The sequence below is a fragment of the Martelella mediterranea genome (genome assembly GCF_004342225.1).
GTDB lineage: Bacteria > Pseudomonadota > Alphaproteobacteria > Rhizobiales > Rhizobiaceae > Martelella > Martelella mediterranea_B.
Genome location: NZ_SMAR01000001.1, coordinates 186,773 through 208,694 on the forward strand (window position 1 = coordinate 186,773; position 21,922 = coordinate 208,694).

General features: G+C 55.0%; 17 protein-coding genes. 7 read left to right on the forward strand and 10 right to left on the reverse strand.

The window, feature by feature from the left end; genetic code table 11:
- Positions 1-151 precede the first annotated feature (151 nt).
- Positions 152-2,443 (reverse strand): Tex family protein, encoded by a 2,292-nt coding sequence (locus EDC90_RS00845; protein ID WP_132307793.1) that lies wholly within the window; start codon positions 2,441-2,443, stop codon positions 152-154.
- Between the two features lie 189 nt (positions 2,444-2,632).
- Here EDC90_RS00845 and purD point away from each other — a divergent pair, with 189 nt between their 5' ends.
- Both purD and EDC90_RS00855 read left to right on the forward strand, forming a co-directional pair.
- Positions 2,633-3,904: a phosphoribosylamine--glycine ligase gene (purD, locus tag EDC90_RS00850; RefSeq protein WP_132307540.1), complete on the forward strand. Its 1,272-nt coding sequence runs from the start codon at positions 2,633-2,635 to the stop codon at positions 3,902-3,904.
- Positions 3,905-4,106: 202 nt separating this feature from the next.
- Entirely contained in the window at positions 4,107-5,504 is a 1,398-nt protein-coding gene (locus EDC90_RS00855; RefSeq protein ID WP_132307542.1) for an MATE family efflux transporter, read from the forward strand.
- A gap of 4 nt (positions 5,505-5,508) precedes the next feature.
- Here EDC90_RS00855 and EDC90_RS00860 read toward each other — a convergent pair whose 3' ends face one another.
- From EDC90_RS00860 to EDC90_RS00870, 3 genes are read right to left on the reverse strand one after another with little or no spacing between them, the layout of a single operon-like run.
- Positions 5,509-6,378 (reverse strand): alpha-1,2-fucosyltransferase, encoded by an 870-nt coding sequence (locus EDC90_RS00860; protein WP_132307544.1) that lies wholly within the window; start codon positions 6,376-6,378, stop codon positions 5,509-5,511.
- Positions 6,375-7,832 carry an FAD-binding oxidoreductase gene (locus EDC90_RS00865; protein WP_132307546.1) on the reverse strand — a complete coding sequence of 486 codons (1,458 nt, stop codon included), beginning with the start codon at positions 7,830-7,832 and terminating at the stop codon, positions 6,375-6,377. Before EDC90_RS00865 ends, EDC90_RS00860 begins: the two co-directional genes overlap by 4 nt.
- Positions 7,833-8,822 (reverse strand): L-threonylcarbamoyladenylate synthase, encoded by a 990-nt coding sequence (locus tag EDC90_RS00870; RefSeq protein ID WP_132307548.1) that lies wholly within the window; start codon positions 8,820-8,822, stop codon positions 7,833-7,835.
- 284 nt (positions 8,823-9,106) lie between these two features.
- Between EDC90_RS00870 and EDC90_RS00875 the strand changes: the two genes are divergently transcribed.
- The 3 genes from EDC90_RS00875 (at position 9,107) to mbfA (ending at position 12,597) form a co-directional block, all read left to right on the forward strand.
- On the forward strand, positions 9,107-10,351 hold the full coding sequence (locus tag EDC90_RS00875) for an aromatic ring-hydroxylating oxygenase subunit alpha (protein ID WP_132307550.1): 1,245 nt from the start codon (positions 9,107-9,109) through the stop codon (positions 10,349-10,351).
- 1 nt (position 10,352) lies between these two features.
- Positions 10,353-11,438 (forward strand): hybrid-cluster NAD(P)-dependent oxidoreductase, encoded by a 1,086-nt coding sequence (locus EDC90_RS00880; protein WP_132307552.1) that lies wholly within the window; start codon positions 10,353-10,355, stop codon positions 11,436-11,438.
- Between the two features lie 175 nt (positions 11,439-11,613).
- Positions 11,614-12,597 (forward strand): iron exporter MbfA, encoded by a 984-nt coding sequence (gene mbfA / locus EDC90_RS00885; protein WP_132307554.1) that lies wholly within the window; start codon positions 11,614-11,616, stop codon positions 12,595-12,597.
- 5 nt (positions 12,598-12,602) lie between these two features.
- On the opposite strand, the gene EDC90_RS00890 is transcribed toward mbfA, so the two are convergent.
- The gene (locus EDC90_RS00890; RefSeq protein ID WP_132307556.1) at positions 12,603-13,655 is read right to left on the reverse strand and encodes an ornithine cyclodeaminase; all 1,053 of its coding nucleotides are present in this window, start codon (positions 13,653-13,655) and stop codon (positions 12,603-12,605) included.
- Positions 13,655-14,578 carry an arginase gene (rocF, locus tag EDC90_RS00895; RefSeq protein WP_132307558.1) on the reverse strand — a complete coding sequence of 308 codons (924 nt, stop codon included), beginning with the start codon at positions 14,576-14,578 and terminating at the stop codon, positions 13,655-13,657. Before rocF ends, EDC90_RS00890 begins: the two co-directional genes overlap by 1 nt.
- A gap of 354 nt (positions 14,579-14,932) precedes the next feature.
- Here rocF and EDC90_RS00900 point away from each other — a divergent pair, with 354 nt between their 5' ends.
- Positions 14,933-17,860 carry a transporter substrate-binding domain-containing diguanylate cyclase gene (locus EDC90_RS00900; RefSeq protein WP_245510879.1) on the forward strand — a complete coding sequence of 976 codons (2,928 nt, stop codon included), beginning with the start codon at positions 14,933-14,935 and terminating at the stop codon, positions 17,858-17,860.
- 39 nt (positions 17,861-17,899) lie between these two features.
- On the opposite strand, the gene EDC90_RS00905 is transcribed toward EDC90_RS00900, so the two are convergent.
- The 4 genes from EDC90_RS00905 to EDC90_RS00920 form a co-directional block, all read right to left on the reverse strand.
- Positions 17,900-18,664, reverse strand: a complete 765-nt coding sequence (locus tag EDC90_RS00905) for a siderophore-interacting protein (RefSeq protein ID WP_132307560.1) — start codon at positions 18,662-18,664, stop codon at positions 17,900-17,902.
- Positions 18,665-18,788: 124 nt separating this feature from the next.
- A complete protein-coding gene (locus tag EDC90_RS00910; protein WP_132307562.1) occupies positions 18,789-19,502 on the reverse strand; it encodes an NAD-dependent deacylase in 714 nt (237 codons plus the stop codon).
- 93 nt (positions 19,503-19,595) lie between these two features.
- Entirely contained in the window at positions 19,596-20,162 is a 567-nt protein-coding gene (locus EDC90_RS00915; RefSeq protein WP_132307797.1) for a transglutaminase-like cysteine peptidase, read from the reverse strand.
- A gap of 163 nt (positions 20,163-20,325) precedes the next feature.
- On the reverse strand, positions 20,326-21,126 hold the full coding sequence (locus EDC90_RS00920; protein WP_132307564.1) for an alpha/beta hydrolase: 801 nt from the start codon (positions 21,124-21,126) through the stop codon (positions 20,326-20,328).
- A gap of 190 nt (positions 21,127-21,316) precedes the next feature.
- Here EDC90_RS00920 and infC point away from each other — a divergent pair, with 190 nt between their 5' ends.
- Positions 21,317-21,853, forward strand: a complete 537-nt coding sequence (gene infC / locus EDC90_RS00925) for a translation initiation factor IF-3 (protein WP_245510887.1) — start codon at positions 21,317-21,319, stop codon at positions 21,851-21,853.
- The last annotated feature ends 69 nt before the right edge of the window (positions 21,854-21,922 follow it).

Consider the following 21,922-nt stretch of genomic DNA (forward strand, 5'->3'; position numbering starts at 1 on the left):
ATAATTTATCGTACATTATTCAATTTCAGCGCAGAAACAAGCGCCCCGAGAAAAAGTTGAGCAACACGCAGGCCCAAGGCAAGCTGTTGCTCTTTATGAATTTTCTTCTATCAGGCACTTTGGAAGACGATGTGTCAAGTATCTCTGGTTGCTACTTCTTACGCATTGCGTTGGCCAGTGCTGCGCCAAACGCGCCCTGATCCTGTTGCTTGCCGGAGGTGCTGCTTTTCTTCTTCGGTGAGCTGGTCCGGCTGTTGCCTCGTTCGGCAGGCGCACCATCATCACGGCGCATGGAAAGGCCAATGCGTTTGCGTTTCACATCCACATCAACGACACGGACTTTCACGACATCACCTGCCTTGACGATCTCATGAGGGTCTTTCACGAAACGGTCGGCCAGTTGGGAGACGTGGACAAGCCCGTCCTGATGCACGCCGATATCCACAAAGGCCCCGAAAGCGGCAACATTTGTGACTGTTCCCTCCAGAGTCATGCCCGGCTTCAGGTCAGAAATTTCGTCAATACCCTCGGCAAAGCTGGCGGTTTTAAACTCCGGGCGTGGATCGCGTCCGGGCTTTTCCAGCTCTGCCAGAATATCGCGCACCGTTGGCAGGCCGAATTGCTCATCGACGAAGTTCCGCGCATCCACGGCTTTCAGGGTAGCACTATCGCCCATAAGCTCGCGCAAATCCCGTCCGCATGCGGCAACGATTTTCTTGGCAACATCATAAGCTTCGGGATGCACAGCAGAGGCGTCCAGCGGTTCCTTACCGTCCCGGATGCGCAGAAAGCCTGCACATTGTTCAAACGCGCGCGGCCCCAGCCGCGCGACTTTGAGGAGTGCTTTGCGACTTTCAAAAGCACCATTGGTATCGCGATGCAGCACGATTGATTCAGCAAGCGATGGGCCAAGACCGGAGACACGCGCCAGAAGCGGCGCAGAAGCCGTGTTCAGGTCTACACCGACGCCGTTGACTGCATCTTCGACGACAGCATCCAGAGAACGGGACAATTTGAACTGATCGACATCGTGCTGATACTGGCCAACGCCAATGGATTTTGGCTCAATCTTCACCAGTTCGGCCAATGGGTCCTGCAAGCGTCGTGCAATTGAAACCGCACCTCTGAGTGAGACGTCGAGATCGGGGAATTCTTTTGCAGCCGTTTCGGAGGCTGAGTAAACCGAAGCGCCGGCTTCCGAAACAATCACCTTGATCGGTTTGGGTTCAGGCACATCCTTCAAAACGTCAGCAACAAGCTTTTCGGTCTCGCGGCTGGCGGTGCCGTTGCCGATCGCGATCAGCGATACCTTGTGGCGAGCAATAAGGGCTTTAATCGCCGCTTCTGCACCGCGCACATCATTTCTTGGCTGGAACGGGTAGATTGTGGTCGTATCGAGCAGCTTGCCGGTGCCATCGACACAGGCCACTTTGACGCCGGTGCGAATGCCCGGATCCAGGCCAAGTGTGACACGTGAACCCGCCGGGGCGGCCAGAAGCAGATCCTTCAGATTGCGGGCGAACACATTGATCGCCTCATCTTCGGCGCGCTCGCGCATTTCACGCATCAGATCAAGCGACAGTGTCGTGGAAAGCTTGACCCGCCAGCACCACCCGGCCACCTGCATCAGCCATTCATCCGCAGGTCCGCGTCCGCCAATATCGTAAAACCGTGCAATCATCTGCTGGGCCGGCTTTACCGGGGCAGGGTGGTCGCGATCTGCCTCTATCGAAACCGTCAGCACTTCCTCATTAAATCCGCGCAGCATTGCCAGAATGCGGTGGCTCGGTGCTTTGGACCAGCTTTCACAATGGTCAAAATAGTCGGAAAACTTTGCTCCGGCTTCTTCTTTTCCATCAACCACTTTGGCGTAAACCACTGCATTATCGCGCATATACTGGCGCAGCCTGCCGACGAGGTCGGCGTTTTCCGCGAATGTCTCTGTCAGAATATCGCGGGCACCATCAAGGGCGGCCCGTATGTCTGCCACCTTGTCGCTGATATAAGCCTTGGCGAGCGTTTCCGGATCCGCGGTGCGATTTTCGAAGATTGCATTGGCCAGCGGTTGCAAGCCATTTTCGCGGGCGATCATTGCACGTGTGCGCCGCTTCGGTTTGTAAGGAAGATAAAGATCTTCAAGTTCTGATTTTGTGGTGACGGCTGCGATCCTGTCTGAAAGCGCGTCTGTCATCTTGTCCTGGGCGGTGATCGATTCGATGATGGTTTTGCGGCGCGCTTCCAGTTCACGCAGATACGAGACGCGTTCGGAAAGAAGGCGAAGCTGACTGTCATCCAGACCGCCGGTGGCTTCCTTGCGGTATCGCGCGACGAAGGGTACGGTCGCGCCGTCGTCCAAGAGCGACATGGCCGACTGCACCTGATCTGGCCGGGCCTTGATTTCATCTGCGACGATACGGGCTATGTGAACCTGTTCTGAGGCCATGTCTTTATCCATTTCAAATCTCTCAAGGTGGATGAATTTAGCTCCGGGCCTCGCCGAAACAATGGCCGGATGGCCACTGATCCTGTCGATCCACAATATTACCCCAAAGGTTAAAGGCGTTCTGCCTTGACCTTTGCCGCAAGCCTGCTTACCCAACCGCCAGCAGGTTATAATCGGAGGAAATCCACAATGAACGTCCTTCTGATCGGGTCCGGCGGGCGCGAACACGCACTGGCGTGGAAACTGGCACAGTCTTCAAGAATTGGCACGCTTTACGCTGCCCCCGGTAATCCCGGCATGGCCGGCCTTGCCGAATGCGTCGGTCTTGATGTCGCAGAACATGCCGGCGTCATCGCTTTTTGCAGGGACCATGAAATCGGACTGGTCGTTGTGGGACCGGAAGCGCCACTTGTGGCAGGGCTTGCTGATGATCTTCTTGCAGCGGGTATAAAGGTTTTCGGGCCGACAAAAGCCGCTGCGCAGCTTGAAGGATCGAAAGGTTTTACCAAGGATCTGTGCGCGCGCTACGATATTCCAACAGGGGCATATCGCCGTTTCACCAATGCAGAAGACGCTAAAGCCTATGTTGCGGAAATCGGCGCGCCGATCGTTATCAAGGCTGACGGGCTGGCTGCGGGCAAGGGCGTCACAGTCGCCAGGACCAATGATGAGGCGTTTGCCGCTGTCGATGACTGCTTCTCAGGCATCTTCGGTGCAGCCGGTGCTGAAGTGGTCGTCGAGGAATTTCTGGTCGGCGAGGAGGCCAGCTTCTTTTGCCTTTCTGACGGCAAAAACGCTCTGAAGCTGGTGACGGCCCAGGACCATAAGGCCGTTGGTGATGGCGATACCGGGCCGAATACCGGAGGAATGGGGGCTTACTCACCGGCTCCGGTGATGGATGAGGCGATGATTGCCCGCACCATGAGTGAAATCATCGAGCCGACCATCCGCGGCATGGCCGAGATGGGGCATCCATTCTCCGGCGTTTTATATGCCGGGCTGATGATCACGGCTGAAGGCCCGAAACTGATCGAGTATAATGCCCGTTTCGGTGATCCTGAGTGTCAGGTGATGATGATGCGCCTGCAAAGCGATCTTCTCGATATTCTGGAAGCCTGTGCCAATGGAGCGCTGGATCAGGCTTCCGCGGTCTGGAGCCGTGATACGGCTTTGACGGTGGTTGTGGCGACGAAGGGGTACCCGGGCACATACAAGAAAGGCAGTGAGATCAAAAGTTTGCCCGCTGACAGCGAAACGGCGCGCACCTTTCATGCCGGAACTGCCATGCGCGATGGCAAACTGGTCGCCAGCGGCGGACGCGTTCTCAATGTCACGGCTCTCGGACATAATGTGACTGAGGCGCAGACACATGCCTATGAGATGATTGAGCATGTCGACTGGCCGGAAGGCTTTTGCCGCCGTGATATCGGCTGGCGCGCCGTTGCCCGCGAAGAAGGGTAATCTAAAAGGTGTTGGGTGCGCCGCTTGACTTTCTTGCGTTTCTGACATTGATTGCGCGCGGTTGCTGGCACCAGCCGCCCGTGCGCTTTCCTTGAAGGCGATGGTGAAGCCAGATGATTGTTCGTGTTCATTTTGTCTGCGACACTCAGAACTCCGGTAATGCGGGCCGCCGTTTCTTTATGAGTGTTCTTCAGGGACAGTTATGAACACTTCCGACGAAGCCCGCGCCAATCCTTATCTAGCCGGCGCATTGGGCCCACTCTTCTTCAAAACCGCAGCGCCGATTGTGCTGCTGATGCTTGTCAGCGGACTTTTTACCGTCGTCGATGCGCTGTTTCTTGGCTGGTATGTTGGCCCGCTTGCGTTGGCCGCAGTGACGCTGGTCTTTCCGGTTTTCATGGCACTTAATGCGTGCACGACACTGGTGTCGTCCGGTATGGCCTCCATTCTGGCGCGGCGGCTTGGTGCTTCTGACCATGCCGGGGCCCAGTCGGCCATGCAATCGGCGACACTGCTGGCAATGCTTGTTTCCATTATTCTGATGGGAGTCTATCTACTCGCTGGCCCGTCATTCATTGCCTGGCTGGCCCAAGGCGACGAAGCACTTTCTGCAATGGCGAAAACCTATATCGCCATCGTGATCTTTGGCAGTCCGCTTGCCTTTCTGATCGGCATTCAGGGGGATACGCTTCGATCGGAGGGAAAGCCCGGCGTGATGGCACTGATCGGGGTTTTCGTTACGCTTGCCAATATTGGCTTCAACTATGTCTTTATCGCCCGTTTTGGCTGGGGTGTGTCAGGATCCGCTTTCGGAACACTTGCCGCGCAATGTGTGGCGCTTATGGCCGTTCTGATACTTCGGCTTTCCGGTAAAACGCCAATCCGGCTTTGGGCGAGAACCGGAAAACCATGGCATGAGGCCTGGCGCCGCACACTGGCTCTGGGGCTGCCGCAATCGCTGGCTCTCATCGGAACGAGCCTGACAACGGCGAGCTATCTGATTGCAGTGAAATACTGGGGTGGTGATAACTACGATGTGACGATTGCGGCTTACGGCATCGCGTCCCGTTTGTTGACCTTCGCCTTCCTGCCATTGATGGGATTGAACTTTGCCTGTCAGTCCATTGTCGGAAATAATTTCGGCGCAAGGGCCTTTGCTCGTTCTGACCGTACACTGATGATCGGTCTTGCTGTCGGTCTTTGTTACGGCCTGACTGTGGAATTGACGTTTCAACTCGGTGCTGCACCGATCAGCGCGCTGTTTGTGAGCGATCCTGCGACTGTTGATGCCGCGGTTCGTATCGTTCGCATCGTCAGCGCAGCTTATGTTCTCGTTGCACCGCTGATGGTTTTGTCCGGATATTTTCAGGCGCTGGGGCAGGCTGCCAGTGCCGCAGCCATCAGCCTCGGCCGAACCTATCTTTTCACGATACCCCTTGTGTTTGTGCTGCCGCGCTTTTTGGAAGAGACCGGTATCTGGCTGGCCTCGCCGTTCAGCGATGTTGGTATGCTTATGCTGGCTCTGGCTGTATTGTTCGTCAACACACGGCGCACATTCGCCCGCTTCGGTGTGTTTTACACGGCCGGTATCAGGGCCTGATTGGTCAGAGCCGCTCCCAGCTTTCAGGCACGACATGTTCTCCGTTCAGTTTTTGCGCTTCGGGGAACCAGCGCGCGGGCGCTATGACATGTTTTTCAGGACTGGGGTTCAGCCAGGCTCCCCACCAGCTGAACGTGCTGTTGGGCAGGATATGCGAACCGCACCTGCTCATCAGCATCATATCTTCGCAGTCGCGGCCATCCGCATTCGGGTCGATAAAGATGATCGGATAGTCCTCGCCGATAATTTCGCGGGCAAAGGGCGGGTGATCCGAAAACACAAAGAACGTCGGGTTTTCGATCCGCTCTGCCATCCGGCGCATGGCCTCGCGAAACCAGTCAGCATCGCAGACACCGAAAAGCGCACGCGAAGCCGGATCGTTCGGATCATCGCCGCAACGAATATGAACAGATACGGCGTTCACAGCGTTCATTTGCCGGGCGATCGCGGCGCGTTCGGCGGTAAACGGGGCTTTAAGGGAGAGGTCGTTTCGAATGGTATCGGCGTAACCGGAGAAATAACGCTCGCATTGCCAGAACCCGCTCAGATAGACGTTACCGCGCAGTTGCGGGATGGCCGGATCAAAAGCCATGGATTGTTCAAGAATACGGCGTGGCATGCCAAATGCGCCAAGAACGGCGTTGGCAATGGACTGCTGCAGCCCTGCACTGAATTTCGGCGGTCGCTTTTTGCGATCGGTGATCAGGCCGGCTTCAATATTGAAGTCGCCGAGGGCATAGTCGCGCAAAGGGTCACGCGAGAATCCCGTGATGTCGAGCATAAGTGGCTGCCTAAGTCGCAGTGACAGTGCCCGGCCTGTGGCATACTCAAACATCTGGTTTCCCAGCCCGCCCATCAACTGACTTATTGTCATGACCGGTCATCCTTCAAAGTTGTGCGACTTTTCAGAACTTTATCCGGGTTCATGATGCCTTCGGGATCAAACGCCTGTTTGATGCGCTGCATGAGGTCGATCTCGATGGGCTCACGAATATCGGCCAGTTCGTCCCGCTTCAGGCGGCCAATTCCATGCTCTGCGGAAATCGAACCGCCATGGGACAAGACAATGGCATGGACGATTTTGTTGACCTCGCCCCAGCGCGCCAGAAACGCGGCCTTGTCAGCGCCTTTCGGCTGGGAAATATTGTAGTGAATATTGCCGTCACCGATATGGCCGAAAGCGCAGATCCGCGCATCCGGAACAGCTTTCATGACGGCGGCATCTGCTTCATGCAGGAAGGCTGGTACGGACGAAACCGGCACGGACACATCATGCTTGATTGAGCCGCCTTCCGGCTTCTGCGCTTCTGACATGGTGTTGCGCATATGCCAGAGTTCGTCGATCTCGCTTTGCGACTTGGCGATCACAGCATCTTCCACGACGCCCTGTTCAAAAGCGTCTTCCAGAAGGGACTGCATCATAGCGTCTGCCGCGTCCTGACTGTCAGACGTCGAAACGTCGACAAGTGTGTACCACGGGTATTTTGCCGTCAGCGGATCGCGCGCGCCATCAGTGTGCTTGATGGTGAAGTCAAACGCCATCCGGGCCATGATTTCGAAACCGGTCAGAGCGGATGCACAGCGGTTCGAAGCGAGGTTGAAAAAGGCAAGTGCCTGCTCCGGCGAAGATGTTGCGGCAAAGGCCACCTGATGTCCGCGCGGTTTGGGGAAAAGCTTCAAGACCGCGCCGGTAATGATACCAAGCGTGCCTTCAGCGCCGATGAACAGATCGCGCAGATCATAGCCTGTATTATCCTTTTTCAGGCTCCTGAGCCCGTTCCAGATTTCACCGGTTGGCAGAACGACCTCAAGACCAAGGCAGAGGTTACGCATGTTTCCGTAGGCCAGAACCGCCGTGCCGCCAGCATTTGTGGCAAGGTTGCCCCCGATCCGGCAGGAGCCTTCCGAGCCAAGCGAAAGTGGGAAGAGCCGGTCGATGCCGTCTGCTGCCTTCTGCACATCCGCCAGAATGGCGCCGCCATCGGCGATAATGTAATTCGCTGTTGCATCGATCCTTCTGATCTTATCCATGCGTTCCAGCGAGACGACGATATCTGTGCCGGATTCACGCGGAACATGTCCGCCAACATGCCCGGTTCGTCCTGCAGCGGGAACGACGGGCGTCTTTGTCTGGCTGGCAAGCTTCATGATGGCAGCAACTTCTTCTGTCGAAGCAGGCTTGAGAACCAGTGACGTATTACCCCTGTAAAGCCCCCGGTTTTCGGTCAGATAGGGTTCGATATCGGCTGGATCTGTCAGGGCGTGGGCCGGCCCGATGATCGCTTTGAACTGCTCAATCAGGGCTTTATCAGGCATTGAAATACTCATCTATTCACTCTCCCCGGCAGCCGGGCGCGGTGCGGCGGCCCGTGCAAGCCGGTCATTGATCGCTTCACCAATGCCATCTGTCGGGATCGGCGTGAAGGCGATGGTCGCAGCGCCAGCCTTGTCGGCGCTTTTCATTGTATCGTAGAGGCGACTGGCCGCTTCAGCCAGGCTTTCTGTTTCGCTCAATTGATAAACCGCGGCTGCGCTTTCAATGCCGGTGATATCGGGCCGGCCGAACAGAACCAGCGCTTCACCCGAGGATACGCTTTTGGCATTCAGCCGCACAGCAGCATGCGGTGCATAGTGCGAGACCATCATCCCCGGCGCGACAATTGCGGTCAGGGCTTTATGCCGTTTCACATGCTGGCCGGTCAGGCCTTCGATTTCTGCAGCGGAGATGCCGCCGGGCCTTAAAAGTGTGATTGTGTCATCTTCAACCTTCACGATCGTGGACTCCACACCGACGCCTGCCGGGCCACCATCAAGAATAAGCGGTATTTTGGCACCCAGATCCGCGTCCACATGGGCCGCTGTCGTTGGGCTGATTTGTCCGGATGTGTTCGCACTAGGTGCCGCAAGAGGGCGGTCGATATGGTCTATCAGCCGTCCGGCAAAACCCTGCGGCACGCGAATGCCAACCGTTGGCAGGCCGGCTGTCGCTGCAGATGCTATGCAGCAATCCGCCTTTAAAGGCAGCACAAGTGTCAAAGGTCCGGGCCAGAAGGCGTGTGCGAGCTTGCGCGCAAGAGGGGAGAAAATGGCGTAGCGTTCTGCCATGGCAAGATCGGACATATGGCAAATCAGCGGATTGAAGGACGGACGGCCCTTTGCGGCGTAAATTTTCGCGATAGCATCCGGGTTGGTTGCATCAGCAGCAAGTCCATAGACCGTTTCGGTCGGAATGGCTGTCAGCTCCCCGCCTTTAAGCACTCGACCGGCCTCGGTCAGTGCTGTCTGTTCTTCTGTTCTGATATGAATAATGCGTGCCATGATCTGCTGTCTGCGCCCTGTTTCAATCCCGTTTAAAACAAAGCGTGCAGTGAACAAAGGACTTTATGTTCCGCATCGAGGTTGCCGCGTGCGATTGGGCTTTGCTGCTCTGTTGCGTTTTCTGACCCACTGAACAGAGGACGTCTTTCGCAGGTCTGATGCCATGTCAGTTCTCAGTGTCGTCATTCTTGAACGTGATGTCGTAGATGGAATGCAGGCTGTTATCGGTCGGTGCTTTAATGATGCTTATTGCCCGCTTTTTAACCGATTCTGCGAGGCCGCCGATGACGATACGCCAGATGATACTCGAACAACTGCAGGCCCGACGGCAGGGATATACTCTGGCCAGACCGTTCTATACGGACCCTGATTATTTCCGTGTCGATATGGAAACGGTCTTTTATCGCGATTGGCTGTTCGTCGGGCATGATTGTGAAATCGCGAAGCCCGGCAATTATCTGACACTTCAGATTGGCGACTTTTCCGTGATCCTCACAAGGGGGCGTGACCGGGAAATCCGCGCGCTGCATAATTCCTGCCGTCACCGTGGATCGCGTGTCTGCTCGGCGGAAAAGGGTACGACTGCCAAGCTTGTCTGCCCCTATCATCAATGGACCTATGATCTGGACGGCACGCTCCAGTATGTGCGGCACATGGGCGATGATTTCGACAAGTCGAAGTTTGGTCTCAAGCCGATCCATTGCGAGAGCATCGAGGGCTATATCTTTATCTGTCTTTCCGACAACCCGCCTGAAATAGGGCCGCTGAGAGAGACCATTACCCCCTATATCGCCGCGCATCAGATCCGTGATGCCAAGGTGGCGTACAAGATGTCGATTATCGAAAAAGGGAACTGGAAGCTCGTCTGGGAAAATAACCGTGAATGCTATCATTGCGCGGCCAACCATCCGGAGCTTTGCAAGACCTATCCGGAGGCCGCATCGGTTACAGGCGTTCAGGGAGTGATGGATGATCCGGAAATACTGGCGCACTGGGCACATTGTGAGGCTGCGGGGCTGGCCTCGAAGTTTGTGATCGATCCGGGCGGTCAGTTCCGGATTGCCCGCATGCCGCTGATTGCCGGGGCGGAAAGCTACACAATGTCCGGTAAGCGCGCTGTAAAAAAGCCGATGGGGCCGAATACCAAGATGCCGGGTATTGGTGCCCTGGTGCTGTTTCACTATCCGACGAACTGGAACCACTTTCTTGGCGATCACGCCATTTCCTTCCGCGTCACCCCCATTGGACCGGAGGAAACGGAAGTGACCACAACCTGGCTGGTGCCGAAGGACGCGGTTGAGGGCATTGACTATGATCTGGACGAACTCACCCATGTCTGGAAGTTCACCAATGATCAGGACCGGCAGATCGTGGAAGAAAATGCCCGTGGCATTCGTTCGCCTGCTTATGAACCTGGCCCATACTCTGCTGAAGATGAAGGCGGTGTGATGCAGTTCGTCGAATGGTATGCGGCTACAATGGAAAGCCGTCTGCCGGAATGTGAAACATCTTTATCGGTTGTTGCCTGATATGGTCAGAAATCCGCTCTTCAAACATATCGATGAGATGGTGCCGTGGAATGCCCGCGAGCACATGCTGGAATGCGTGGCGTGGACACCGGAAGCACCGGATGTGATGACCTTCACCTTCCGCGCCGAGCATGAGCACATCTGGTTTCGTTACCTGCCGGGGCAATACATCACTCTGGAACTGCCTGTGGGACCGGAGCCGCTCTTGAGAACCTATACGATCTCATCGAGTCCGTCGCGACCGTTCACAATTGCCGTTACGGTGAAGGCCCAGAAAGACAGTATCGGCACGCGGTGGATGTTTGAGAATCTGCATCCCGGCATGAAGATCAGGGCGATCGGGCCGCTGGGCGATTTTTCTTATGTGAAGCATCCAGCGGATAAGTATCTGTTTATTTCTGCCGGTTCCGGCATAACCCCGATGATGGCGATGACACGCGATCTCGGTGATCGTGACCCTGATACGGATATCGCCTTTATCCACTGCGCCCGCTCGCCCAATGATATTATTTTTCGCTGGGAGCTGGAATACAAAGCCCGCTACATGCCGTTCTTCAATCTCGGCTTTATCGTGTCCGAGCTTGAACGAACCCAGCTTTGGTCTGGTCTTAAAGGCTTTATCGACCGTGCCAAGATCGGCCTCCTCGTTCCGGATTTTCTGGAGCGTCAGGTCTTTTGCTGCGGGCCTGAACCATTTATGGCGACCGTGCGGGAATCGTTGATCAGCTCCAGCTTCGATATGGAAAATCAGTATTTCGAAGAAACCTTCACGCCGGAATTGCCTCCGCCGACCGTTGGCGTTGGCGACAGTGGGGAGGCTGAAAAGCTGTTCACGATTGCCTTTGCCGAGGCCGGTGTGCGTGTGGAAGCCGAACCGGGCTTTACGATCCTTCAGATGGCGCGCTCTGCCGGCGTGCGGATCCCGGCGGCCTGTGAGTCCGGGATCTGCGGCACCTGCCGTGTTAAATGCCGTTCCGGTAAGGTTGATATGCAGCACAATGGCGGCATCCTTGATGATGAAATGGATGATGGCTATATCCTCGCCTGCTGCTCACGCCCGCTGAGCGATGTCGAAGTCGAAGCGTAAGCCTTTCACTCTCTGTGATCGCGAGCGGCAGAACGCAAACCCAAAGATACGCGCACCGCATGCGGCCTTCACGTCTTCGATGTGGTGGCCCCAAAATTGTTGTGTCAGCGTTATGTCATTTGACCTTCCCGCATTATTAGTTTAGAAAAATTCTAAAAAGTGTACGGGTGGTGTGATGGCTTTTAATTTCTTTACGCGGGCACGGCGGGATTTTTCATCTCTTTCGGAACAGGAAGTTCTGGCACTTGCAATTTCGTCGGAAGAGGATGATGCGCGCATCTACAAAGCATATGCCGAACGCCTGAGAGGCGACTATGCCGGAACCGCAAAGATCTTTGATGACATGGCAATGGTCGAAGACCGGCATCGGCAGCTGCTGATCGATATGCATAAGCGCCGGTTCGGAGATGTGATTCCGCTGATCCGCCGCGAGCATGTTCGTGGTTTTTATGAACGAAAGCCTGACTGGCTGATGAAGTCGCTGTCGTTGGAGAAGATCCGGGCTCAAACGATTGAAATGGAAGACCAGGCCTGCCGGTTCTATCGGGCTGCGGCAAGTCAGGTCGGTGATGCTGATACCCGCAAGTTGCTGGGTGATCTGGCGATGGCAGAGGAAGGGCATGAAGAAATAGCCCGGGAACTGACAGAGAAACACGCCCCGGAATCGGTTCAGCAGGAAGAGCAGGCCAATGAGCGGCGTCAGTTTTTGCTGACCTGGGTTCAACCTGGTCTTGCCGGTCTGATGGACGGCTCCGTTTCGACGCTGGCGCCAATCTTTGCGGCCGCCTTTGCCACCCAGGATACCAAGCAGACATTTCTGATCGGCCTGTCTGCCGCCGTTGGTGCCGGTATTTCGATGGGATTCACCGAAGCGGCCCATGATGATGGCAAGCTTTCCGGCCGCGGTTCGCCACTGAAGCGCGGTCTCGCCTCGGGCATTATGACCACGGTCGGTGGCCTTGGTCATGCCTTGCCATATCTGATCCCAGAATTTTGGACGGCGACGATTGTCGCCATCATTGTCGTTTTCTTCGAACTGTGGGCGATTGCCTGGATCCAGAACAAATATATGGAAACACCGTTTATGCGCGCCACTTTTCAGGTCGTGCTTGGCGGTGGTCTTGTGCTTGCAGCCGGGATGCTGATCGGCAGTGGCTGATTGTTTCAGCTGCTGGCCGCTTCCTTTCGCAAAAGCATGCCAAACAGATCGCGCGGCTCATCGGGATCGGCCAGCATGTCGAGTTCCTGATAGAACGGTGCATCAGGCAGAACATCGTGCAGATAGCTCAGCGCTGAGAAATCCTCGGTGGCAAACCCGACGGAATCAAACAATGTGATCTGGCTTTCATTGCGTCGCCCTTCAGCCGCACCGGTCATCACCTGCCATAATTCAGTGACAGGGTGATCGTTCGGCAGTTGCTGAATTTCTCCCTCGATCCGGGTTTGAGGCGGAAACTCAACAAAGATATCGGAACGCATCAGAATATCGGCATGCAACTCTGTCTTGCCGGGGCAGTCGCCACCCACAGCGTTGATATGCACGCCCGGACCGACCATGTTGTCTGTTAAAATCGTCGCATATTGCTTATCTGCAGTTACGGTGGTGATGATATCAGCGCCTTCGACCGCGTCTTCACCGCTTGAACAGACTTCAATATCAAAGCCGAAACGGCCCAGATTGGTCCGGCATTTTTCGCTTGCCGTCCTGTCGATGTCGAAAAGCTTGAGTTTCTCGATACCGAGAAGTCCGCGAAATGCCATGGCCTGAAATTCAGACTGTGCACCATTGCCGATGATTGCCATTGTTTTCGCGTTCTTTGGCGCCAGATATTTCGCAACGACAGCAGAGGTTGCTGCGGTTCTTAGCGCAGTCAGAATGGTCATCTCCGAAATCAGGATCGGATACCCATTGCCCACATCAGACAAAACGCCAAAGGCTGTAACGGTTTGCAGGCCTTCGCGCATGTTCTTGGGATGGCCGTTGACGTATTTGAACGCATAACGCTCGCCATCGCTGACAGGCATCAGCTCAATCACGCCATCTTTCGAGTGCGAAGCGATGCGGGCGGTCTTGTCAAAGCTTTCCCAGCGGCAAAAGTCGGTTTCAACTTTCTCCGCGAGCCCTTTCAGAAAGTCTTCAACGCCAATCGCGAGCACGATACGCATCATGTCATCAACGCTGACAAACGGGACGATATTCAGGTTTTCGCGGGACATCAGCCGAAACTCCGTGTGGGACGGTCCATAACCTGACGCCCTAAAAGGCTGGCTGTCAGGTCAGTCAGAAGCAGGGCGGTTTTGCCACGCTCATCGAGAAACGGGTTGAGCTCGACCAGATCAAGGCTGGTAACAAGGCCACTGTCGTGGAGCATTTCCATAGCGAGATGCGCTTCCCTGAAAGTGGCTCCGCCGGGAACAGTGGTGCCGACGCCGGGTGCGATCGACGGATCAAGAAAATCCACGTCAAGACTGACATGCAGCATACCGTTGGCGGCGGCGACCTTCTCAAGAAAGGCAGAGAGCAGGACTGCGATACCATTCTCATCAATGGCCCGCATATCGTGCACGGTCACGCCCGCTTCGCGCAGCAAAATGCGTTCTGGTGGATCGACACTGCGGATACCGATCATGCATACATTTTCCGGAGATACTGCGGCATGAAGCTTCGGATAAATATCTTCAAAGCTGTCCTGACCGGTAAAATAGGCTGCCGGCGTGCCATGCAGGTTGCCGCTTGTGGTGCTGTTGAGCGTATGAAAATCCGGATGGGCATCCAGCCACAGCACGAATTGCGGGCGGCCGACATCGTTCGCGTGGCGCGCGACACCCGAAACCGTCCCGGCAGCCATAATGTGATCGCCGCCAAGAAAAACGGGCATTCCTTCTGATGCCAGGGCGTAGGCTTTCTCACTGAGCGCATCAAGCCATGCGACAGTTTCGGGCAAGGCTTTCAGTACAGAATTTGGATGCGAAACCGGACGTAAAGGCGCTGGCTCAAGGTTTCCGGCATCGCTGACTGTATGTCCGAGGCTTTCAATGGCTTCTGTCAGGCCGGCGGCACGCAGACCGTCCGGCCCCATGTCACAGCCTCTGCGACCGGTACCGGACTGGACCGGGATACCCAGCAAGGTGCAATGCATCAGATCAACTCCACTGTTTCGCTTTTCTGTCGAATCGCAAATCAACACGACCTTTTCATGGAAGCACGGAAAGGCGTCATTTTGAATGCGTCGTATTGGTCAGACATGGTGACCGGGATATTCGCTGGAAAGGCGATCTGAAAAAATAGACCCACTAATGCCGTCTTGGTTTACTTTCTGTTGTAAGCCTAATAATTTGCCATCAGGAATGCGGCCGCCAGATATTGTTCCCGTTGTTTGTTATGTTTTGGGGAGGGGCCGGAAAAACTACGGAAAAGACAATATCAAATGCAGGCAATGGGTTATGATTATTTGAACGCGATGGCAGCGTGTTCACGGATGTGCGTTGCAATTATGCGCGCCCTGATTGTGATAGCGCTTTCATTTATCATCTTGTTTTCCTTTGTATTTCCGCCTTTTGCTTCCGAGGTAGAGGCGTCCCATCTTCGACTCAGTGACGAGGAACGCCAGTGGATTGCTGAAAACCCCGATGTCAGTATCGGTGTTGTGGCGGATAACGAGCCTTACTCATTTTATGTAAACGGCCAGATCATGGGCTGGACCATTGATGTGCTGGATCGCATCACGTTGATGACAGGGCTCAACTTTCAGCCCCGGATGGGGTCCTGGGCGCAGATTTATGGCCAGTTCAGGCAAGGTTCGCTCGATGCGGTTGCCGATATCTCGAAGACAGATGACAGGTCGCGGTTTATCGATTTCACCCCAGCCTATCATCTTCGCAATACTGTTCTGTTTCACAATATTGATCGACCGCTGGAAACCTCCGACAATCTGGATGCTTTAAAAAAACAGAGAATAGGCATTATCCAGAATATTTTCTACGAGAAAGCTCTGCGTTCTGCCGACTTCGATCTTGTGGAATATGCCACTTACCGTGATCTTGTGGCCGCTGTTGCCTTTGGCTGGGTTGATGCTGCTCTGGCACCGGAGATGACTGGCCAGTTCTTCATTCATGATAACGGCTTTTCGAATGTCGCCAAAGCTGGAAGTTTGCCGCTGGCAGCTGTATCGCTGGAGGACTTTCGAATTGGCGTTATCCGGGACAACGGCAATCCCGATCAGGCGCTGTTGCATAACATCTTGTCAAAAGCCATCGATGCTTTGCCCAATGAGGAACTGGAGTCAATTACTGAACGCTGGCTGATATACAGAAGTGATCGACCGATGGGCAATGGATCGCTTCGGCTTTTGCCGGAAGAACAGGCCTTTCTGGAAGATGCGTCGCCGATCAGGATCGGTTTTATGGCGGACTATGAGCCCTTCAGCTTTCTGGAGAACGGACGCGGACAGGGATTGGCCGTTGATCTGGCGCAGTATATCTCCTCGCGCACTGGTCTTGTTTTTGAACCGGTGTTCGATAACTGGTCCAGGCTACTGGAGCAGTTCAGGAGTGGCGAGATCGATGTGATCACGAACATTTCCTACACGCCGGACCGCGCAGAGTTTACGCTGTTTTCAGATCTCTATCATCGCATTCCGAACGCTGTTTTTGTTCGCTCGGGTTTTGGGGTCTATAGCGGGCTGGAGGACCTCGAAGGCCAGACGATCGGTATTACGCGCGATGTTTATTATGCGGACGCGGTGGCGGCCCGGTTTAAACATGTTGTCGAGTTCGGGACACAGGATGATCTCATGCAGGCCCTTTCCGATGGACTGATCGATGCTGCGGTCACGTCCTTATCGAACGGCAATGCGATCGTGCGGCGTCTGGGTTTGATCAATATCGAAATCGGTGGTGAGTTTACGATGGATGACGTCGAGCGCGAGGATCTTCGCTTCGGCGTTACGCCCGATTATCCATACTTGGCGAGTATCATCGATAAGTCACTCGAATCCGTGCCCTTGTCCCGCTGGCAACAAATGGAAGCGCGCTGGCTCGGCCCGCCAGTTGCGGGTGTGACCCGCCGTCATTCCGTTCTGACCCCGGAAGAACGAGCGTACTTGCGGGAGAAGGGCGTGATCAGGGTTTGTGTTGATCCGGTCATCCCACCCTATGTGCGCCGGTCTGAGAATGGCGAACTTGAGGGGGCAGTCGTCGATATCATGAACCTGATGGCTGAACGGGGTGGGTTTGAATGGCAGGCAGAGCCGGTTTCGTATCTCGGGAAAAACAACGCCGCGATTGACGCGACCGGCTGTGATGTTCTGCCATTTGCAGCACGGGCCAATATGGCGGGCGCGGCCTTCGATATTTCGTTGTCATATCTCGATGTACCGCTTGCTGTGGCGAGTGCTCTCGAAGCGCCATTTGTCGAGTCTTTGCGCGATCTGAATGGGCAGAAAGTTGGTATTGTTCCGGCACACGCCCCTCTGGATATGTTGCAGGTTCGCTATCCTTACGTTGAACTTGAAGCCATCCAAAGTGAGAGCGCGGGGCTGAATGCAGTGCTGGATGGACGGCTGGATGCCGTCGTCGGTCCGCTTGATGGTCTGGCTTTTCTGATCGCCACGATGGATACCAACGCGGTGAAGATTTCCGGAAGAATATCGGAGACGCTGGAGGTTGTTGTCGCAACCAGTGGTGAGCAGCCGTTTCTAGGAAGGATTTTCGACAAACTCGTTGCCGGTATCGATCGTCAGACCGTTGAAACAATACTCGCACGACAGAAATTGCAGCCCTTCCAGCGAGCCGTTGATTACCGGGTTCTGGCGGGGATCACGCTTGTTATCATCCTTGTCGTGGCGCTGGTTGTTTACTGGAACAGGAAACTGGCGCGCCTGAACAAAGCGCTGAATAATGCCAATCAGAGCCTCCATGAAATCAGTATTACAGATGGCCTGACCGGCTTGTTTAATCGTGGTCATTTCATGGAACGTGCTGCACGTGATTTTGAACTTAGCCGGCGCAACAGCTGGCGTTTCACGCTTGCAATGATCGATGTCGATCACTTCAAGCCGATTAATGATCGTGAAGGGCATATATTCGGCGACAGATGCCTTGGGCATCTCGGTGAGATCTTAAAAGCGCACTTCAGGCGTGGTGGTGATCTGGTGGCCCGCTATGGGGGCGAGGAATTTATTGCGCTGACCCTTTCCGGTGACGCCGGGGAAATCGCCCGGCATCTGGAGCGGTTGCGGCAAGAGGTTGAAGCAAGTCCGGTAGCCTCAGAGCGAGGCTATGTCAGCCTGACGATCAGCGTTGGTTTTTATTCTGCTGTGCCGGGCGAGGGGGACACACTTGATCATTTCACCGATCTGGCAGACCAGCACCTCTACGCGGCGAAAAAACAGGGTCGCAACCGGGTTGTCGGCAATATCTGACCCCGGAGACGGCCGTCCCGCTTGCAAAGGCGGTTCCCGTCAGAGGTTTTTTTCGCTCTCGCCGGGTTTGTTTTTGACCCAGTAGCCTGAAAGTTTCATCCAGCTTTTCGGAAAATCACGCTCCTCCAGAAGATATGCGCGCAACGCGCGAACGACATTTGCCTCTGCACCAGCCCAAACCAGTGTTTCCGGTTCGAATGAAATGTCTTTGAGAATGCTGAGAAAAGGGGCGGCGTCGGTCGCCTGCTCTGCGGGGCGGTCGATCCAGCACAGCGTGACGTTTGCCTTGGTATCAAAAGTCTGATGATCTTGCGGGCCCGGAACTGCAATAATGGCTGTGATCTTTTTGGCCGCGGGCGCTTCCTCAATCCGTCTTCCAATAGCAGGCAGCGCTGTTTCATCGCCGATCAGAACCCAGTGGTTCACCGGTTCCCTGATGACGGCAGAACCCCTCGGGCCGCCGATATCCAGCGTATCACCGGGTTGCGCTGTAATGGCCCATGCGGTTGCCGGACCTGCATCATGCAAGGCGAAATCGATCACCAGCGTTTTTTGCTCAATGTCGAAATGACGCGGCGTGTAGTCCCGCATTTCCTGTTTTTCGCCGCCGGTATCGAAAAACAATTTGATGTGGTCGTCAGGTGCTGCACTGATGAAATCACCGAGATCATCGCTTGTCAGATGAATGCGGCGCATCACCGGCGTGAGGGGTTCGCATCTGGTGACAGTCAGCGTCCGCCTTTTCAGTTCGTGACGCACGCGTTCGATATTGGGTGGGGTAATGTCTGATTGTTGAACGGTCATGAAACATCCTGTCAGGTCATTGCCATAAGGGGGTATCTGGCAACAAAGAGCTTCCTAAAATATGACCATTGTTATCACGTTTTGTGGTGCAGTCGTCAATCGCCCCCGACAGTTGTACCGTTCGCTATCGGTTCAGGCCGGTAAGCAGGGATTCGACATATTCAGGAACGGCTGTTGCAGCTTTTCCTTCATAACACTCCTGAAAAAGTGTGTTGCCTGTGGCCTCCAGATTTATTTCGATCGTGTGGGCTTCATGCATGCCGGCTTCCATAACAAAGCCGGCCGCCGGGTAGACGGTTCCCGATGTTCCGATTGAGATAAAAAGGCCAGACTGCGCCAGCGCTTCACCGATATCTTCCATGTGGTAAGGAATTTCGCCAAACCAGACGATGTCGGGACGAAGGCCCGGACGCGAGCAGTTGGAGCAGATGGTGCCTTGATCAAGGTCTCCGCTCCAGCTCTGGCGGCTGCCACATTCAAAACAGAGCGCGGAATTCAGAGCACCATGCATGTGAATGATGTTTTTTGATCCGGCGCGTTCATGCAGATCATCGACATTCTGGGTCACCAGCAACACATTTCCGGGCCAGTCATTCTCCAGCCTGGCAAGCGCATAATGGGCCGCATTCGGCTGTGCCTTTCGGGCTTCGCGGCGGCGCATATTGTAAAAATCGAAGACCAGATCGGGATTGCGGGCAAAGCCCTCCGGTGTTGCCACATCGCGAATGTCATGATCGGCCCACAGGCCGCCCTGATCGCGAAATGTTGCGAGGCCTGATTCGGCAGAGATACCCGCGCCCGTCAGAATAACGATTGATGCCTTGGGCGAAATGGACATGGATAAAACCTGTTCGCTGATCACTGCGATTGCATGTGCATATTATGACATGAAACGCATGACAGATATTTCAATCTGCGCACCTGAACGCGGTCAGCGAACCGAGGCAACCGGAAGGTCTGTACCCGTTTCAATCTTGACCCAGCGACCACTGTCAAAGGAAGCCTGACGTTTGAGGTAGGTATAGGGCGTTTCGTACCAGGGCAGAATTTCGTCACTCAGATTGTCGAGAACGTAATCGCCTTGCGTGCTCCGCAAGGTCAAAACGGCGTGGCCTTCACCATTGGGTTTGCGAACAACGGTGATGAGAAGGTCAGACGCAGGGAAGCCTGCCTTCATCAGGAGGCGCCGTTTTTCAAGGACGAAATCTTCGCAGTCCCCCGCACCTTGCGGGTAGGCCCAGACCTCGTCACGACCGAAAAGATCCTGATCTGTGACGGGTCTTACAGACTGATTTACATCGTTGTTGACAGTAATCACCTTGGACCAGCCAAATTTTGTCAACTTGGCGGCCTGGGTGTTGGTTGAGCGTTGCATGCATTCAGAGCGATGGCTCTGACAAAACTCATAATGGCCGATCGGTTGCGAGGTAACACCACCGACGGGCATGGCGCGTGGTTCAGCAGCTGTCGCCGGCAGGCATGCAAAAGCCCCTGCCATAACGCTGAAAATCAACAATGCGATGTTTTTTACGCGAAACACGTTGCACCCATCCGCCAATTCAATCCTTAACAAAGAGTTAAGAAGAATTGGCCGGACGAGTCAATCAAATGGCGTGGTTGCTCATCACCTATCCGATGCGATGGTTAATATCCCAAACGCATCAGGCCCCTGTCCCAGCCACGAGATTTGCCACTGCATTCAGCATACGTTCAATATCTGCTGGTTTTGAAAGGCGATGATCGCCATCCTGCACCAGCGTCAGCACCACGTCGTCGGCGGGCAGGTGGGTCATCAGTCTCAGAGCGTGTTCATAAGGCACATCGTCATCGAGTTTGCCTTGAATGATATGGACCGGACATCCGGTTTCAATGATGCCGACCAGTACGCGGTTGCGGCGTCCGTCATCCAGAAGTTTCGAGGTGAAGATTGTCGGCTCGGGGCCGTACGGTGATTCTTCCTCAAAATAGCCCTTTTCCGCCAGTGCTTTGCATTCGGCCTCTTTCAGGTCCGGTTCGATCAGTTCGCTGGTGAAATCCGGGGCCGGGGCGAGCAGCAGCAGGCCTTCCACTGAAGGTGCGTTAGCGCGCTTCTTCATCTCCTGCACGGCTCTCAGAGCGAGCCAGCCGCCCATCGATGAGCCGATGATGATAATCCGTTCCGGTGCGGCATGTTCAATCGCGGCCAATGCATCTTCCAGCCAGCGCGAGATGGTGCCGTCCTTGAATTCGCCTTCTGATTCACCATGTCCAGAATAGTCGAACCGGATCATTTCCAGGCCGTGCTCGGCGGCATAGGCATCGAGCGCTTCGGCCTTTGTTCCCAGCATGTCCGAGCCATAGCCGGAAAACCACACAAGCGCCGGGGACCTCTGCTTCTCGGCGGGGCGAATACGCAAAGCAAGCCTCAAAGGACCTTCGCCGTGGTCAATCTCAATATGTGTGAGTTCGGCTTCAGTGTGCATGGCAGCCTCCGGTTTTCCTGCGGTTCACCCTGTCTTCGCGGACTTTAGCGTTTATACAGAGGTGATTTTCTTTTTGAACTGTGTTATTGACACGGCACGGGTTAAACAACCATTTGTGTTTCTAACGTGTGATCATTGTCGCACGTGGAGATCCGAAATAGAGATTTCAACAATTCAGGAGTTAACGACCATTCGCAGACCTCACAGAGCCGCTCCCCCGACCAAAGAAGGTCCCCGCGCCAACCGCGATATCCGCGTGCGCGAGGTTCAGTTGATCACCGAGGAGGGGGATAATAAGGGTGTCGTGCCAACGGAAGAAGCTTTGGCACTGGCCGAACAGGCTGGGCTTGATCTCGTCGAGATCGCCCCGAACTCGGCCCCGCCCGTCTGCAAAATTCTCGATCTTGGTAAGCTGAAATATGCAAACCAGAAGCGCGCTGCCGAAGCGCGCAAGAAGCAGAAAGTTGTCGACGTCAAAGAAATCAAGATGCGCCCGAACATCGATAGTCACGACTATCAGGTGAAGATGAAGGCGATGAACAAGTTCTTTGAAGGCGGCGACAAGGTGAAAGTCACGCTTCGCTTCCGTGGCCGCGAAATGGCGCACCAGGAGTTGGGCATGAAGCTTCTCGCGCAGGTTAAGGAAGACACGGCTGAAATCGCAAAGGTCGAAGCCGAACCGAAGCTTGAAGGCCGTCAGATGCTGATGGTTCTTGCGCCGAGATAATCCCTTTCCCGGTGTGCCGGATGATGATGTGCCGCCCGCGAGAAATCGTTGTGGCGGCAACTCTTTTAT